We start from the raw sequence: 15,755 nt of genomic DNA on the forward strand, positions 1-15,755 counted from the left end.
TGGCAACCTTTCTTCTGCTTGTCAGACTATTATTGATTCTGTTTCTTCTCATTTACGAAATTAATTAATGAATCTCTCTTAGGCTTCTCTTGCTTAGGTACAATCAAAGGCGTATCGTCCTTGGAGCGGAAAATATCCTTAAAGTGACGCAACTTACGCCTCCACATGATGCCAACACCGAACTCCGACAAGTTACCTTCTAACCAATCGTATGCCTCACGTTCGTAATAAAGCTTCAAATACTTTGTTTCCTTCTGATTAAGACGGTATTCGAGAGAGAAGTTATCGAAGTAGGCTCCATTCTCTTCAGAGAACTGTGCGCCCGTTGACACACGTCCACCCATAATGATTCGTAGCCGATTATTCCACAAGCGCTTGGAGAACTTGAAGGTATAGTCGGTGTGTAAGTTACCATTCACATCGGCTGCACTCTCCATATTGGCTGTTAAGTCGAGGCCCATAGAGTTGAGTGCTCTTCCTGTGATAGAGTTTACTTGGGTCTGCAAGAAACTTGCTAATGCTCCACTCATCGCTGTATTAGGGTTGGCAGAGTTCTCGCCATCGAAATACATGCCCGATGCTAACATCGTCACAGCAAGTTTAGAACGTTCCTCAACACCCTTAGTATTAAGAATATTCTGCATCTCCTGATCGTCTGGAGCGGTGATGATGAACTCAACTCCAGGCTTTGGGAATTGGCGAGTCAGGCTCACTCCACATTCAAAATCAACTATTCTTCCTCCTCCAGAACTATTTGTAACATTTGTCCTTACGCTCTCTGTCGCCGTAATATTTAGTGTTGGCTTCATCGGATCACCCGTGAACTCAAGATAACTTCCGCTCTTTATCGTAAAAGTACGGAGTGGTATCACTGGGAGAGAATATTTCATTTGACCATCACTCAACGTATATCTACCACGAACCTGTACTCCATTCGTAGGGTCATAGTTAAGAAGAAGGTTCCCACCACCCACGAAGTCGATATAATTAGACTGGTCAGGACTTAGCGCACAGAACACATGTGCCTGCTCATCTATGTCTACTACGAGTGCCATACTGAACCCTGTAATATCGGGACGCTTGATGATCTGCTTCGTTGAATCATTGAAATGAGTGAACTTAACGAGGTCGTTTAGCTCGTCATCAGTCGCTAACGTGCCATCTTGCACTATGTAAGACACATCTGTATTATCCAATACATTGAGCTTACCAGTAAGCTGCAAGTTATTTAATAAGCCACTTATCTGACCAGAAAAGTCAACGAAAGCTTTGCCATATACCTGTGAACGAGCGTTCTTCTTTGCATCTATCACTTGGAAATCCTTAGCTTTTAACTCAGCATTAAGCATCATCTTATCAAGATTAGAGAAGTCTAAGTACCCTGATATATCAAGTGGAGAACCGTTATTAGCTATCATCTCGAAGTTCTCGAACTCTATGTGACTATCTTTAATCCGTACTGGATCATCTGCGAAACGCATTTTTATACCATAGGGAGCACTCACCAAGTAGGAAGAGTCAAGGTAAACCTCACCATTAACATCCAATTTATTCAACGGACCCTTTACTGTCAACGTTCCTTCACCTACTCCTTCGAGGCCAACAATTTGGTCAGGAACAAAGCCATTGACGTAATTTAAAGGGAACTTGTTCATCTCTAAGGTTGCATCCAACTCTCCTTCTCCCTCATTCTTATAGGTTCCTGAGAGGATGCCGACCTCATTTCCATCTTGAGTTATGATACCATCAACATAGTGTGTACCGTCCCCTTTAGGCATATAAACGAACTGTGTGCCAACATCTCCCATAGGACAATTCTCGTAAATAAGCCGTTTAATGGTCATATCACTTGAGATTGTGAGTTCTTTCTCCGTCTGTACAAGGTGATAATCACCATCAAGTGTACCCGACAACTTCGGTGCGAAGGGTAATACAGCAAACAAACTGCCCAACTCAAAGTGGTTCATTGACAGCGTTACATTCTGCAATGAGGCCGTATCAGCATCCTCTGTAGAGACGAGCATACCCGTTCCGTCAGCCGCCTCCAAACGTAGGTTAGCTGACAGACGACGGTCACGTCCAATATAGATATAATTAGAGTCATTGACAGCAAAGGACTTATAACCTAACACAGACTTAGGCGAAGTGATTGAGAGTTCTATTCCTCTGCGCTTCATAGCAGCCTGCATAGCCAAGTCGAAACCTGTCTTTCCATCCTTGTCAAGGATTGTTGCATGTGTTTGTAAGCCGTGTTCATAGAGCGCACCCTGCAGGTATCCATGATAAGGATAGGTGTTAGAAGGATTGTTCTTAACTGATAACAGATAGTTCAGCTGCCCATCAATACTGGTGAGGTCAGCTCTGATGCTATCAAGATGGATATCATTATAAACCAAAGAGTCAATACTTATCTTTCCATCAAGACCTCTTGTTGGTGAAGATGTCAGATTAATATCCGCCTGACTAAAGGCATATCCTTCTTGTGCCAACAAGTTAGAGAACAAGTTATCACGCCCACTACGGAGTGTAAAGTGCCCTGTTGGTAAATGACGAAGTATTGCAGCCTGATCTATACGACGGTTAGCGAGTTGTTCACGTACAATCTTGTATATCCGTTTCCCACTTTCCGTCAATTGATTAACACTACTATTAAATGCTGTACTAAGTCGGAAGTCACCTCCATTCAACACTGCATGTATGGTATCTCTACGGCTCATAAGGTCGATATCCACATCCCCTGGAGCGTAAGTTCGGTTCTGGTCGGTTACATGAAGGTTTCCTATCAATCCACGAACATTCATATCATCCTTGCCAGACATGGTAAACGAGGTGTTAGCCGAGAAACTACTTGACATTGCTTTATCAACGACTCCCAACTGATAAAGGTCTACACGTGGGAATGAACCATTTATAGAACCCTCAATCTGACTACCTCTCATTGTAGCATCAAGGTTGAAATTGCCTTCAACCAATGGTATTAGCTTTCCCTTACGATGTTCGCTAAGCAACAAGTTACCCACATTTCCACTTACTGCATAGTATTTCTTCATATCTGAGCGAAGCGTAATATCAGCATCAGCAGAGGTTATGTAATGCTTATCTACAAACCCAAAGGCCTGTAAATCAGCCTCAGAGAGATTACCTTTCAAATGCGTATCGAGTGTACCCGACCGTACATCCGCACGCACATCAAAGTTACCAGCTGCAAGAAGTCGGCTCTTCTTCTTTCCTTCTTGCATGAGACGGAACGAGCGAAGAGGACCGCTTACATGATGATTGTTCTTCATGTCCGACCGTACGTCTATATCTGTCCATGTAGACACAACGTATCTATCAGCCATCAAGCCCATTGCATGCAAATCAACACGACGTAACCAGCCTCGCAGATGACCATCGACGAGTCGTGTATTGACCTTACCTTTATACGTAAAGTCACCTGCCAACATTCTATTAGTACTCTTTACATGAGCAGCAAGAAGCTCTCCATGCTTAGAGATATCACCATTCAATCCGTCAAGTACATATTTACCGTATCTGAAACTACGAACACGCAGACTGAGGTTTGTAGATGCTTTCGGACTCAAGAAGTCTGTTCCTCGCCCATGCGCCTTTATCGTTCCAGAGAAAGCCGACAATCCCATCTTAGGTAAGAAATGATGTACAGGGAATGAAGTTGCGTCTGCTGAAAGGCGATAAAGTTCTGTTGCCGTATTGTATGCACCATTCAGTCGAATCCGTCCTCCGCCTTGTGTCAGCAAGATGTTACCTGTGTAAAGCGTTTTACGTACATGGATATTACCATTGATACCAACTCCCTGTGGGAGGGCTATTGTCTTGCGCACATTACGTGGCAATAACTTAGAAACAAAACGTAAGTTACTTGCTGTTCCCTTCAGTCTCAAGTCACTACGAAGTCGGCCCGCTCCAGACATCATATCAGCTATCCATCCTGTGCTGGTAAGGTCGAAGTAACCTGGCATAGCTAATTGAAGTTGCTTGAATATAGCCGAACGAAGATTGCCATCGAGCTGTCCTTTTACGATAATACGTTGATTAGGAAGTGCTTGATAGATGTTCTTTGGTACGGAGGTAAGGAATGGCTGCAGGTCATCTAAGCGTAGGAAACCATCTAACTGAGTTGATATCTGTCCCGGATTCTTGTCTGCAAAGGCGTTCATGTTCATCATAAACCGCCCAGACAGCTCTGTTCCTGGTAAGCGAACATACATATTAGGCAGATTGATACTTGTAGAATCCATAGAGAAAGGACCACGGAAATCCTTTACTATCAGTCCACTTTTCTCCTTCATGTTGGCTGTTCGGACACGTAATCGTATCTTTGGAGCAGCATAGAGGAAGGAGTCTATACCGAGATTGATGTCCTGCATGGCTATATGTGCGGCATCAAAGCCAACCTTTGCATGCCGTACATAATTCTTATCATAGCTGAAATCGCCCCCTTGCCAATCTACATTCGCTACCTTGTAGATGTTGTCATGTAGAAGAAGTTCGGCTCCCTTCACCATACCCTTATTGAAGTTAGCACGAACACTCATCGTGTCTCCAGGCATGTGAAGGCGAAAATCTGTTTTAGCAAGGTTAAGTTTGTCGATATTAATACGCCAAAGTGGCTTCTTCTTGTGTGGGTCTTCGGGCACAGTATCGCCCAATGCGATGTCTACCCATCCTCCTTCAATATCGGCTTTATTGATGCGAACAGAGTCGCCAATGAGGTTTATGCCATGACTTACGAGATGTAAGCGCTGCAAATCGCCACGAATACGAAGGTCACCGATAAAGTTGACGGTATTTGCCTTCAGTTTTGTAAATGTCAGTTCGTTGACTTCTACCTTGCTTTCAAGCAAGGGCAATAAACTTACATCCGCTACCATGCGATGTATATCAGCTACCGTATCTTTCTTATTAGGAATAGAATCGTTAGGACGAAATATCTTTAACCCCTCTAACTGAAGGTCTAATGGAAAAGAGAGATTAACCCGTTCGAGGCTTACATCCATCCCAGTCTTTTCTGAAACATAGGTGGCCACACGCTTTGCAGCCCAATTCTGAACTGGTGGACAATATAATAGTGCAACAAGTATAAGAAACAGTATGACTGGTGTAAACACTATCGCAACCAGCCATTTCAAGCTTCTTTTCATGTTAAATATGTTAGTCATTAATAGCTTTCTCGATAATTTAGCCTTGTTTATGGGACTAATACGTTAGTAAACTTATTCAATTAACTGCAAAGTAAAACAAAAAAACGAGATATAAGACTTTATATACGTAAAAAACAAAAACCACTAAGACTTTAATTGTGCGTTGATAAGTTGCTTCTTGATAGTCACTTCAATATGACCTTACCTATTCACTAAAAACAACCTTAGGTTTACTGCTATCTTCACTACCAAGGGGGAAGAAGGAAAGGTAACGTTAACCGTAAAAACAATACTCGTGACATACCTTGGTATTCACACTCTATTCCATTCGCAGAGGGGTCGAGGTTGAGGCTCACATACCCACAAATAGAGACCTAATTGCCGTGATAAGCCTATAGGAAAACGAACAAGAAAGGAATAGGGAATGCTGAACTTACAAACAGGATTTGTGAAGATATTTCAATAATCACTCCCCTTTCCATTCGGAAAGAGCATTCACTTGAAGTAAGAAGAGGCCTTTCTGCGTTCGAGAACATGCCCTTCTTGCGTGCTGAAGACGCTCTTCTTGGACCAAGAAGGGCCTCTTCTCCGACGCTATTTGTAACTTACTGATTTATTGTAGATTACAAAGTAGATTAAAGAATATATTGCACGCTGATTTAGAGGGCATTTAGTTTGAAGCTATGTCATGATTTTTCATGTATTTACCAGTCACTTAGAAGTAGGGAAAAGAGGATGAACAGTAAATTATTAGAGAAAGAATGATAGTCTCAACTTATACTTTATAAGAAAGATACTAATAGACTCCTTACTCTATCTTAAACGTTCCTTAGCACACGATTTAGGCACACTTAGACAGAAGAAGACAAGGCATATCGGGAGTAATGAGCGCTTAAGGCCTAACAGAAGGCCATAAAAAACAGCATACCGTTTAACTAAGTATTATTAAACAGTATGCTGCACCTTATATTATATAGTTCAATCTATTTAGAACTGGAAATAGATGAATGGTTGTATCTCAGAACTCTTCACCTGCATAATGATGAATATAACGATAGTAATCACGATAGCAGAGAGGACAACCCCACCCTTTTCTAAGACTCGTACACAACGATTTTGCCAAGAATCAGGTATCCAATGGGTAAGAAGAGCAAATATCATCAACATGAATACATACTTATAACCCATGAAGACATCGGGGAGTACGGAAGGATTAAACTTTGTGAACAACTGCTTAACCATAATCCACACACTATCAAAGTCCTTACAACGGAAGAAAAGCCACGTGAAGCAAAGGACATGGAAAGTGATGAATACTGATAAGAAACGACGAATACCAGATGGATGATAACGGCGGTCATGCTTCAAAACTGTCTGCGACCAGAACTTATGTATACAAACCAAAGCACCATGAAGAACACCCCATACGACGAAGTTCAGAGATGCGCCATGCCATAATCCGCAAGCAGTCATCGCAACCATTTGGTTGAAATACATGCGAAGTGTTCCCTTCTTGTTGCCGCCAAGGGATATATAAACGTAATCTCGTATCCATGTTGATAGCGAAATATGCCAACGTCGCCAGAAGTCGGTCATGGAGTCGGCCGTAAGTGGCGCATTGAAGTTCATCGGTATCTTAAATCCAAGAAGCAAGGCAATACCGATTGCCATATCAGAATAGCCTGAGAAGTCGCAATAAATCTGTATGCAATAACCATAAAGACCAAGGAGAACCTCACCACCAGAGAAGAGTGTAGGGTTATCAAAGATACGATCAACGAAGTTCTGAGAGATGTAATCAGAGATAACAGCCTTCTTAAACAGACCAATAATGATAAAGAACACACCCTGAGCAAACATCTCACGGCTAATATGCAATGGCTTACGAATCTGTGGACCAAAGTCGGTTGCACGAGTGATAGGGCCTGCCAAGAGTGTTGGGAAGAAGCTAACAAAGAAAGCATAGTCGAGGAGTGACTCCATAGGCTCAGCCTTCTTCCGATAGATATCGACAACGTAAGAGATGGTCTTGAAGGTGTAGAAGCTAATTCCTACTGGTAGGAAGATGTCCCAAGGTTGGAAGTTACCACCAATCATCTGCGCCACCATTCCTGCAAAAAAGTTCGTATACTTAAAGTAAGCCAAAAGTCCAAGGTCGATGAGTAGGCTCAAACATAACCATAATCTTGGATATTTTCCCTTGGCAACACGACGTGCTATATAGAAGTCGCTTACGGTCACGATCAGTAATAATAGGAAATAGAAGCCACTACTCTTATAGAAGAAATAATAAGAGAAGAGCGTCACGAAGAGTAATCGCCCATCCACCTTCTTTCGTAGGCAGTAATATCCTATCATGAAGACAAGGAATATGAAAAGAAAAGCACCAGAAGAGAAGAGGAGCGGTTCTTTTGGATTATATAGAAGAATATCAGATAGCTTTGAAAACTCAAGACCTCCAATATACGTTTCTATGTTTTGTAAGAGATTATTGATGATAACCATTAACTGGTTGAGAAATATACTTGTTTCCATTTGACTCTATGTTATGTAAATACAAACCTACTGTTCTATCATTTTCTCACGTCTTGTATAATTCTTCTGTCCGGCTACGATAGACTTAAAGATACGCTGACTGACATATTTACCACCTTTATAATTAATGTGTACATAGTCTTTTGTACCCATATCCTGGCTGTCTACGATACGCATCATCGTACCTGGACCTCCCATAGCACGGAAGAGATTATAGAAGCCAACATGACAGTCGGAGGCAAGTTGCTCTTGATAACCTACCAACATCTCAACACCCTTCATCGTACCATCAGGTGAAGACTTAGAGCCACGGTCGGGACTACTAACGATAAGAATACTCGTTTCAGGGAAACACTTGTGGAAAAGGTCTACGACAAGTTTCATGTCACGCATGTACTTCTTCAATCGTTCGGGAGTTGTCTGGGCATCAATAGCGTTAACACCAAACTGGAATACAATGAGATCATACGGACGTACACGTGCAAACTCCTTCAACATCTGTTCTGGAAGTTTGGACAGTGTTATACCTGAAGAACCACGCATACTGAAATTGTCAAGCACGATACCTTCCTTACCTTCCTGTGACGTACCGAAGAGAATAGTATTCGTCCCATCTACCTTAACGGTTGCATGAGAGGTGATGCCGTCCATCTTCACTACTTGTAACTCTGGTGATGGGTTAACACGTTGGTTACTTGTTTTGCCACCATCTATGTTGAAGCTGACGTTAGCACCTCCTTTTGAACGTAGATAAAGTAATGTACTTGCCCACTTCTCGGTATGTGGATAGTCATGGGATAAAGTGAAAGGAGCATACGTCATTGTGGCTTGACCATTCATGGTATAGTAACGCTCTGCAATACCTGCTTGGTTGACATCGTAACTTGCTGGTTTCTTGACCATGTGCTCGGTCAGTCCGGAGAAACTATTATCTACTGTATGCTTGTATTGGTCGAGGTCATTACCCGCATCTATCCATCCAACGCCATAACCACCATAGTATTTCTGAAGGTCTTCACGCAAGTCGGCTAATAAGATGTCACCTTCTATATATGAGTCACCATAATAAGCAATACGAACAGGACGCCCTACTTGCTGTTTCTGAACCAATAAGTTCAGTTGACTATAGAAATGATCCAATCCTCCAGGTTTACCTGCAGAATAGTCAACGATACGTTCTGTACCCTTTGGCCACTCCTCCTTAAAGTTGATAACCTTTCCGTCTTTATCATAGGCAACGACAGAAGAAGGCTTCTTAGGCGATGGGATGACGTCTTCGAGTACTTTCTTCTTTTTTGCAAGGTCGCTTAGAATGTCTATTTCACGTAACTTTGTATCCCCTATTGTTAGTGTTGGAAGGAAATGCAATAGGAAAAGGAACAATGCAACTAACAATGTTAGCAACAGTGTCTTGTATGTATTATCTTTCATTTTAACTATAATCTTTTACCTAAATAATCTATTGTCAGCACGATACTTACTTTTGACTGAAAAGTGATTCTAACTCTTTATCTAATAATTTAATACCTTCTAAGGTGCAATATCCTCGTACAAAGAATAAGATGGCTGCGTAGCCCAGCTCCTCTACATCATACTTCTTATAAAGAAACTGATTCATAATAGCATTCTGTGAAGCCACCGTCAAGATACGTATAATCTCATAGTTTATATTAGGAAGGAATAAACCCTCCTTAATACCACGCTGTATGAAAGAATGAGCATCGCTTTCATATTCCTTATGGAGCTTACGGACATAAGCGAGTAACTCTGGATACATGTGGAGTTCCTCAAAGAAAAGTGGATTAACCTTACCCATCTTCTCTATACGAAAACGACAAATCTCTATGATAATATTGATGACATTCAGGCCAGACTTGTCTATCTTTGTCATAGCCTGGTCTTCTATCTTCTTATCAAGTCGGATAACTTCAAAGAGCAACTCCTCTTTGTTACTGTATATCTCGTAAAGTGTACGCTTTGATATCTTAAGTACATTGGCTATATCGTCCATCTTTACTCTTTTTATCCCATGTTTATGGAACAAGTTAAGAGCTGCAACGAGGATTCTCTCTTTAAGTTCTTGCCGATAAGTGGTTTCTGTAGTTGTATTATGCATCAAACTTTATTTTTGCGACAAAATTACAAAAAACTTTCATAATGACATCTGATTTAAAGTGGATTTTACTAACTTTGTAAGTCAAAAATACATTTTTGTAATATTAAAAGTAAAAGATTAACTATGGTCAAGGTAACAAAAGAAGCCGCTTTGGAGTATCATAACAACGGCCGTCCTGGCAAGATTGAAGTAAAGCCTACAAAACCTTATAGTACACAGACAGACCTTAGTCTGGCATATTCGCCTGGTGTGGCATATCCATGCTTAGAGATTCAGCAGAATCCAGATGACGTATATAAATACACAGACAAAGGTAATTTAGTTGCAGTTATCAGTAATGGTACAGCCGTTTTAGGACTCGGTAACATCGGTGCAATGAGTGGAAAGCCTGTCATGGAAGGTAAAGGATTACTTTTCAAGATATACGGTGGTATTGATGTTTTTGATATAGAGGTAAACGAACAAGACCCAGATAAATTCTGTGAGGCGGTAGAGAAGATTGCACCAACCTTTGGTGGTATCAATCTTGAAGATATTAAAGCACCAGAGTGTTTCGCTATTGAGGAACGTCTGAAACGTACGCTTGATATTCCTGTTATGCATGATGACCAACACGGAACGGCTATCATCTCTGCTGCAGGTCTGAAGAATGCACTTGAAGTAGCTGGGAAGAATATCGCTGATGTTAAGTTAGTCGTCAATGGTGCAGGTGCTGCAGCTATCTCATGTACAAAGTTATACATGGCGTTAGGACTGAAGAAGGAGAACATTGTAATGCTCGACTCTAAGGGTGTTATTACTTCTGACTCTAAGAACCTGACTCCACAAAAGGCCCTTTTTGCGACTGACCGCCGTGATATACATACCTTAGACGAGGCTATTAAGGGTGCTGACGTATTCGTAGGCTTGTCTAAGGGGAATGTTCTTACACAAGATATGATTCGTTCAATGAACGAGAATCCTATTGTGTTTGCATTGGCTAATCCTGTTCCAGAGATATCCTACGATGATGCAGTTGCTGCCCGTCCTGACGTAATCATGTCTACTGGACGTTCTGATTACCCTAATCAGATTAATAACGTAATTGGTTTCCCATACATATTCCGTGGTGCCTTGGACGTTCATGCCAAAGCTATCAACGAGGAAATGAAGATGGCAGCAGTACAGGCTATTGCTGACTTGGCTAAAGAAACCGTACCAGACGTGGTGAATGAGGTTTATCATGTAAACGACCTTACCTTTGGTCCTAAGTACTTTATCCCTAAACCTGTCGACCCACGACTGATTACTGAGGTGAGTGCTGCCGTCGCTAAAGCGGCTATGGAGAGCGGTGTTGCTCGAACTCCTATCAAGGATTTCAAGGCTTATAAGCAGCATCTACTTCAGATGTTAGGTCAGGAAACAAAACTAACTCACACCCTTCATGCTACAGCTGCCCAACATCCACAACGTATTGTCTTTGCTGAAGGTGGTCACCAAACGATGATGAAGGCCGCTGTACAAGCTAAACAAGAAGGTATCTGTGTACCAATCCTTTTAGGAAACCCCGACCGCTTGAATCGTGTCGCTAATCGTCTCAAACTTGATATTTCTAATATTGAGATTGTTGATATGCGTGCCGATAAAGAACAGGGACGTCGTGCTACATACGCAAAACACTTAGCTGAAAAACGTTCACGTGAAGGTTACACATTTGAAGAGGCATACGATAAGATGTATGAACGTAACTATTTCGGAATGTCAATGGTTGAGAATGGTGATGCGGATGCGTTTATCACTGGCCTTTACACCAAATATAGCAACACGATTAAGGTAGCTAAGGATGTTATTGGTATCCGACCAGAGTATAATCACTTTGGTACTATGCATATTCTAAATACTAAGAAGGGTGTATTCTATATTGCTGACACGCTGATTAATCGTCATCCTGATGATGAGGTGTTGTCTGACATCGCTAAGTTGGCTGCCAATTCGGTTAAATTCTTCAATGATAAACCTGCAATAGCAATGCTTTCTTATTCTAACTTTGGTTCTGATAAAGAAGGTTCTCCTTCGAAGGTGCACTCTGCTGTTGAGAAGCTGCAAAAGGAATATCCAGAGTTGGCTATTGATGGTGAGATGCAGGTTAACTTTGCTTTGAATAAAGAGTTGCGTGATGAGAAGTTCCCATTCACTCGCTTGAAAGGATTAGATGTTAACACACTCATCTTCCCTGACTTGTCTTCAGCCAACAGTGGTTATAAACTATTACAGGCATTGAGTCCAGAAGCCGAGGTTATTGGTCCTATCCAAATGGGGCTTAATAAACCAATTCACTTTACCGATTTCGAATCTTCTGTGCGTGACATTGTAAACATCACAGCTGTTGCTGCTATTGATGCTTATGTGGAGAAACTAAAGAAGAAGTCATTATAAACAACTAAAAAGAGGATGTGTCCGTTTTGACACATCCTCTTTTTTTGAGAAACACACTCCCACCCTTTTTTACAAAACTATTACCCTCTTTTTGAAGAAACCGTCAACCCTTTTTGCGAAAAAAGGTCAACCTTTTTTTGTGAGAATGGTCAATCCTCTTTGTGCGAATGGTCAACCCTCTTTACGAGAATAATCAATTTTCTCTGCAACATAAAATCATGCTGGGCATACTAAAAAAACTTGCCCCATAACACCAACCATGGTGCCAGGGGCAAGAAACGAAAATTAAATTACCGATGTATCGTCATTGATATCACATCAATGGCTTCCCGCTGGAAACATAACTAAAACTAAATTAATCAATTCAGTATTATTAAAACCGAACTTTTTCTTTTCTTGGATATTGGCCTTATTAGGCTCATTAGCCTTATTAGCCTCATTAGGCCTTATTAGCCTTATTAGGCTCATTAGCCCTTATTAGCTTTATTGGCCTTATTAGCCCTATTAGTCCTATTAGCCCAATAATCTTCTTTATCCTTGGCCCGCTACTGGGCCACTTCCTCCTCCGTTCTTTTTCTTATCCTCCTTTTTCTTATCCTTGTCTGCTTCCTCCTTCTTCCTCACCGTTTCGTAAGAGTTTGCGGCTAACTCTCGCTTCAATTCTCCGCCAGGCGTAAAGACGACACGAGGCTTAATGGTTGCGGTCTTAAACTCTTCTTCCTTTTCTGCCCCTTTGCTCGACAGCGTGACACGCATTGAGCCAAACTCGCCCAACTGAATACTGAAACCATCACGGAGATAATGGGGCAGACAATCGATAAAGTTATACAACACGTTCGACACATCGCCACGCGTCAAGGACGAACGCCCCGCAATATCACGTGCAATGTCGTCAAGCGACTTATGCCCAAGGTTAACAGGGTTAGCATAAAACTTCACTTCCTCCCGCTTCTGCGGATTTTTCTTTGGTACTAAACGAATTTTCATGATTCTTTCGACTTTAAATTATTAATACTATTGCTGTTTATCATAGCGTAGGGCAGCATCCCTCTGCAGCTATCTTTGTGCATCTTCATGCTGCCCCATTCTATTTTCTTGGTTTATTTCCTGCCTTTCATCGTCTCTTCTTTCCTCCTTCCTGCACCCCCTTCCCGCTAAATGCGTATTCCCTCGCTGCGCAATGCGCATCTACGTGCCGCCAGATACGGTGAGCGTTGCTGCTGAATACGGTGAGCGCTGCCGTTAGATACGCATCTAACAGCTGCGCAATGCGTATCTACGAGTAGCTAAATACGCATCCACCAACACGTAGATACGGTGAGCGCAGCAACGGAATACGCATTCAGCAGAAGCTCTGTCCGTTAGGCACTCCCTCCCCTTCGAGGAGGGCCCGAGGCGGGTTTTAACGCCGGTTCTTAAGGTGTCCCCTTTTAGAGGGCGACACCTGTAAAGGGGCAATCGCGAGAACTACTGAAACGCCTCCGCCCTGAAACCGGTGCTGCGGCCGTAGCCTTCCACGTAGACGTGACCATTGTAGAAGAGCAGGCGGTACGCGCTGCCACTGCTCCTTGGGTAAGCACTTGACGACCAATAGGAGCCGAAGCCGCCAACGAAGTTCAGCTGACCAGAGTCGTAGTAACCCAAGACGGGCAGGTAGAAATATTTATTTGCATCGGCTGCTGATGGAAGACCAGAGGTGATGCTACTGTTAGTGTTGTTATAATCCTTGTATGTTGTACGTAAGTCGGTTGTATTATCGGCGGATTTCTCTGTGTTGTAATGATTCTCTGCCTGCAACACAGCCTTCTTCTTAAACCACATACCACCTTTATATAAATGCCCCATCGTTGTCCATAACTCGTCATCGTCCCAACGTGGATCACCGTACATGCAGTACCAAGACATCTCGTTTGCGTTAGGAAGGTCTTTACATGAAGTGTGTGTTGCTGGGTTACTTATGCCAGAACCTGGGTAACTCACGTTGAAGTGACGAGGGTCAGCGTTGCTCTGGGCGTAATTTGAAGAACTGTTCCAATTTAGTGTTGGCTGACCTGTGTTTCCTGACAAGTGCTTTGTCCATTCGTAATCCTTCCAATATTGCTCCTGTGCATCCCACATGTAGTAATGGTCGCCGTCGTAATCGCGTACGTTAAGGTTAGCTGTCATATCGTAGTAAGTGTTAGAAGCATAAGCAGTAGCAGGAAGCGTCTTCGTAATAGTACCCTCTACGTTGGTAGCTTCGTCTTTTACCCAATAACGTACTTTTAACGTATGAGTTCCTGGTTTGATTACCATATAAGCACCGTTTGTACTTACGCTGGCTGAACTGTTACTTAGTGGGAAACCATTGGGATTAGTACTACTGCCGCTTGTAGTCAAGACGATTTGTTTGCTGCCTGTACCTGCTGAAGCGTCCAAAGCACCTGTTGTTGTATTGATGCTATATGTTTCGGCAATATCGTTGTCAGAAGTTACCTCCACCTTAGTTAAGTAACAGTTTTGCAGAATTGTGTTACTTGTGTAAGGCTGGAAGACAAGGTAAGCTGGCTGATGCTCTAATTCAAAAGCAAACTGTTGCTTGCCTATTACCTTGATTGCCGTAGCTGTACCATAGTCGCCTACTGTGCCGAAGTGCTCCGTATTGTCTGGAGCGGTCTGCGTCTGGTTAGCAGAGATAGTTACTTGGCTGCCATTACTATTCTTCCCCAAGTAATAAACCTTATAACTTGTGTGTTCTGTAAACTTGCCTGGTACTTTATACTTAAAAGAAGCTACCTTCTGAGTTGGAGCGTTCGTGCTCTTTCTCATTACGCCGTCGTCATCCTTAACGTAGATATAATCGCCTGCCTCCCAAGAGAAGTCGCTGCTGTTATAATCCAATGAGGTGCGAGTCTTTGCCTCATCGCCTGCAACGAAAGTTGTAAGGTTCTTATCGTTATCGCCCTCTTTATTGCTTGGGTTCTGTGCCACATCCTCCTTAGCACAAGATGCGAAAGTCAAGGCGATGCCGAACACGACAGCCAACGACTTTAGTTGCGATGTGAATGAATATTGTTTCATTGTTTTCTTCATCATTTATTCGTTTTATTTTGTTCTTTTAGTTAATAACTCCCTGTTAGTCTTCCCATGATGTTGGGGCTTCGTTTTCAAAGTCATCCTCATTCCATTGACTTGCCTTAGCAGCAGCTGGACCAGTAGCATGGATCGCCTTTTTGTGCTGACTGGGGAAGGACGTATCCATCAAATAAGTGGTTTCGCTTACGTGGACTATTTCACACTTTGGTGCAGAATAGTTCTTCTTTTGTTTCTTTTTCTCCATTGTTTTATCAATTAAAATAGTTATTATTTCGTGCTTAATTTCTTTTTATTTCGTTTACGTAGGGACACAAAAAAGCGAACAAAGGAAACTCCGAAAAGTCCTTTGTTTACAGGGATTGCACGGCACGCCTCGCGCGCGTATGCGAGAAGAAAAAAGTGGGGAGGTTAGGCCTGGCCTATATGAGAGAGAGAGAGAGAGAGAGAGAGAG

The 15,755-nt window shown here is 42.3% G+C and carries 8 protein-coding genes; 1 reads left to right on the top strand and 7 read right to left on the bottom strand.

The window, feature by feature from the left end:
* Positions 1–29: 29 nt before the first annotated feature.
* The 4 genes from HMPREF0666_RS02755 to HMPREF0666_RS02770 all read right to left on the bottom strand — a co-directional run bounded on the left by HMPREF0666_RS02755 (position 30) and on the right by HMPREF0666_RS02770 (position 9,813).
* Positions 30–5,162, bottom strand: coding sequence for a translocation/assembly module TamB domain-containing protein (locus tag HMPREF0666_RS02755; protein ID WP_198010531.1), 5,133 nt, complete (start codon positions 5,160–5,162; stop codon positions 30–32).
* Between the two features lie 987 nt (positions 5,163–6,149).
* Positions 6,150–7,697, bottom strand: a complete 1,548-nt coding sequence (locus tag HMPREF0666_RS02760; protein WP_009010782.1) for an MBOAT family protein — start codon at positions 7,695–7,697, stop codon at positions 6,150–6,152.
* 27 nt (positions 7,698–7,724) lie between these two features.
* Positions 7,725–9,128 carry a hypothetical protein gene (locus tag HMPREF0666_RS02765; RefSeq protein WP_009010783.1) on the bottom strand — a complete coding sequence of 468 codons (1,404 nt, stop codon included), beginning with the start codon at positions 9,126–9,128 and terminating at the stop codon, positions 7,725–7,727.
* A 46-nt stretch (positions 9,129–9,174) separates the two neighbouring features.
* On the bottom strand, positions 9,175–9,813 hold the full coding sequence (locus HMPREF0666_RS02770) for a TetR/AcrR family transcriptional regulator (RefSeq protein ID WP_009010784.1): 639 nt from the start codon (positions 9,811–9,813) through the stop codon (positions 9,175–9,177).
* A 123-nt stretch (positions 9,814–9,936) separates the two neighbouring features.
* Between HMPREF0666_RS02770 and HMPREF0666_RS02775 the strand changes: the two genes are divergently transcribed.
* Positions 9,937–12,228 (top strand): NADP-dependent malic enzyme, encoded by a 2,292-nt coding sequence (locus HMPREF0666_RS02775; RefSeq protein ID WP_009010785.1) that lies wholly within the window; start codon positions 9,937–9,939, stop codon positions 12,226–12,228.
* A 531-nt stretch (positions 12,229–12,759) separates the two neighbouring features.
* On the opposite strand, the gene HMPREF0666_RS02780 is transcribed toward HMPREF0666_RS02775, so the two are convergent.
* From HMPREF0666_RS02780 to HMPREF0666_RS02790, 3 genes are all read right to left on the bottom strand, one after another.
* Positions 12,760–13,215, bottom strand: coding sequence for an HU family DNA-binding protein (locus HMPREF0666_RS02780; protein ID WP_009010787.1), 456 nt, complete (start codon positions 13,213–13,215; stop codon positions 12,760–12,762).
* Positions 13,216–13,695: 480 nt separating this feature from the next.
* Positions 13,696–15,300, bottom strand: coding sequence for a hypothetical protein (locus tag HMPREF0666_RS02785; protein WP_009010788.1), 1,605 nt, complete (start codon positions 15,298–15,300; stop codon positions 13,696–13,698).
* 43 nt (positions 15,301–15,343) lie between these two features.
* Positions 15,344–15,547 carry a hypothetical protein gene (locus HMPREF0666_RS02790; RefSeq protein WP_009010789.1) on the bottom strand — a complete coding sequence of 68 codons (204 nt, stop codon included), beginning with the start codon at positions 15,545–15,547 and terminating at the stop codon, positions 15,344–15,346.
* Positions 15,548–15,755 lie beyond the last annotated feature (208 nt).

It is taken from the genome of Prevotella sp. C561, assembly GCF_000224595.1.
In the GTDB taxonomy this organism is placed as follows: domain Bacteria; phylum Bacteroidota; class Bacteroidia; order Bacteroidales; family Bacteroidaceae; genus Prevotella; species Prevotella jejuni.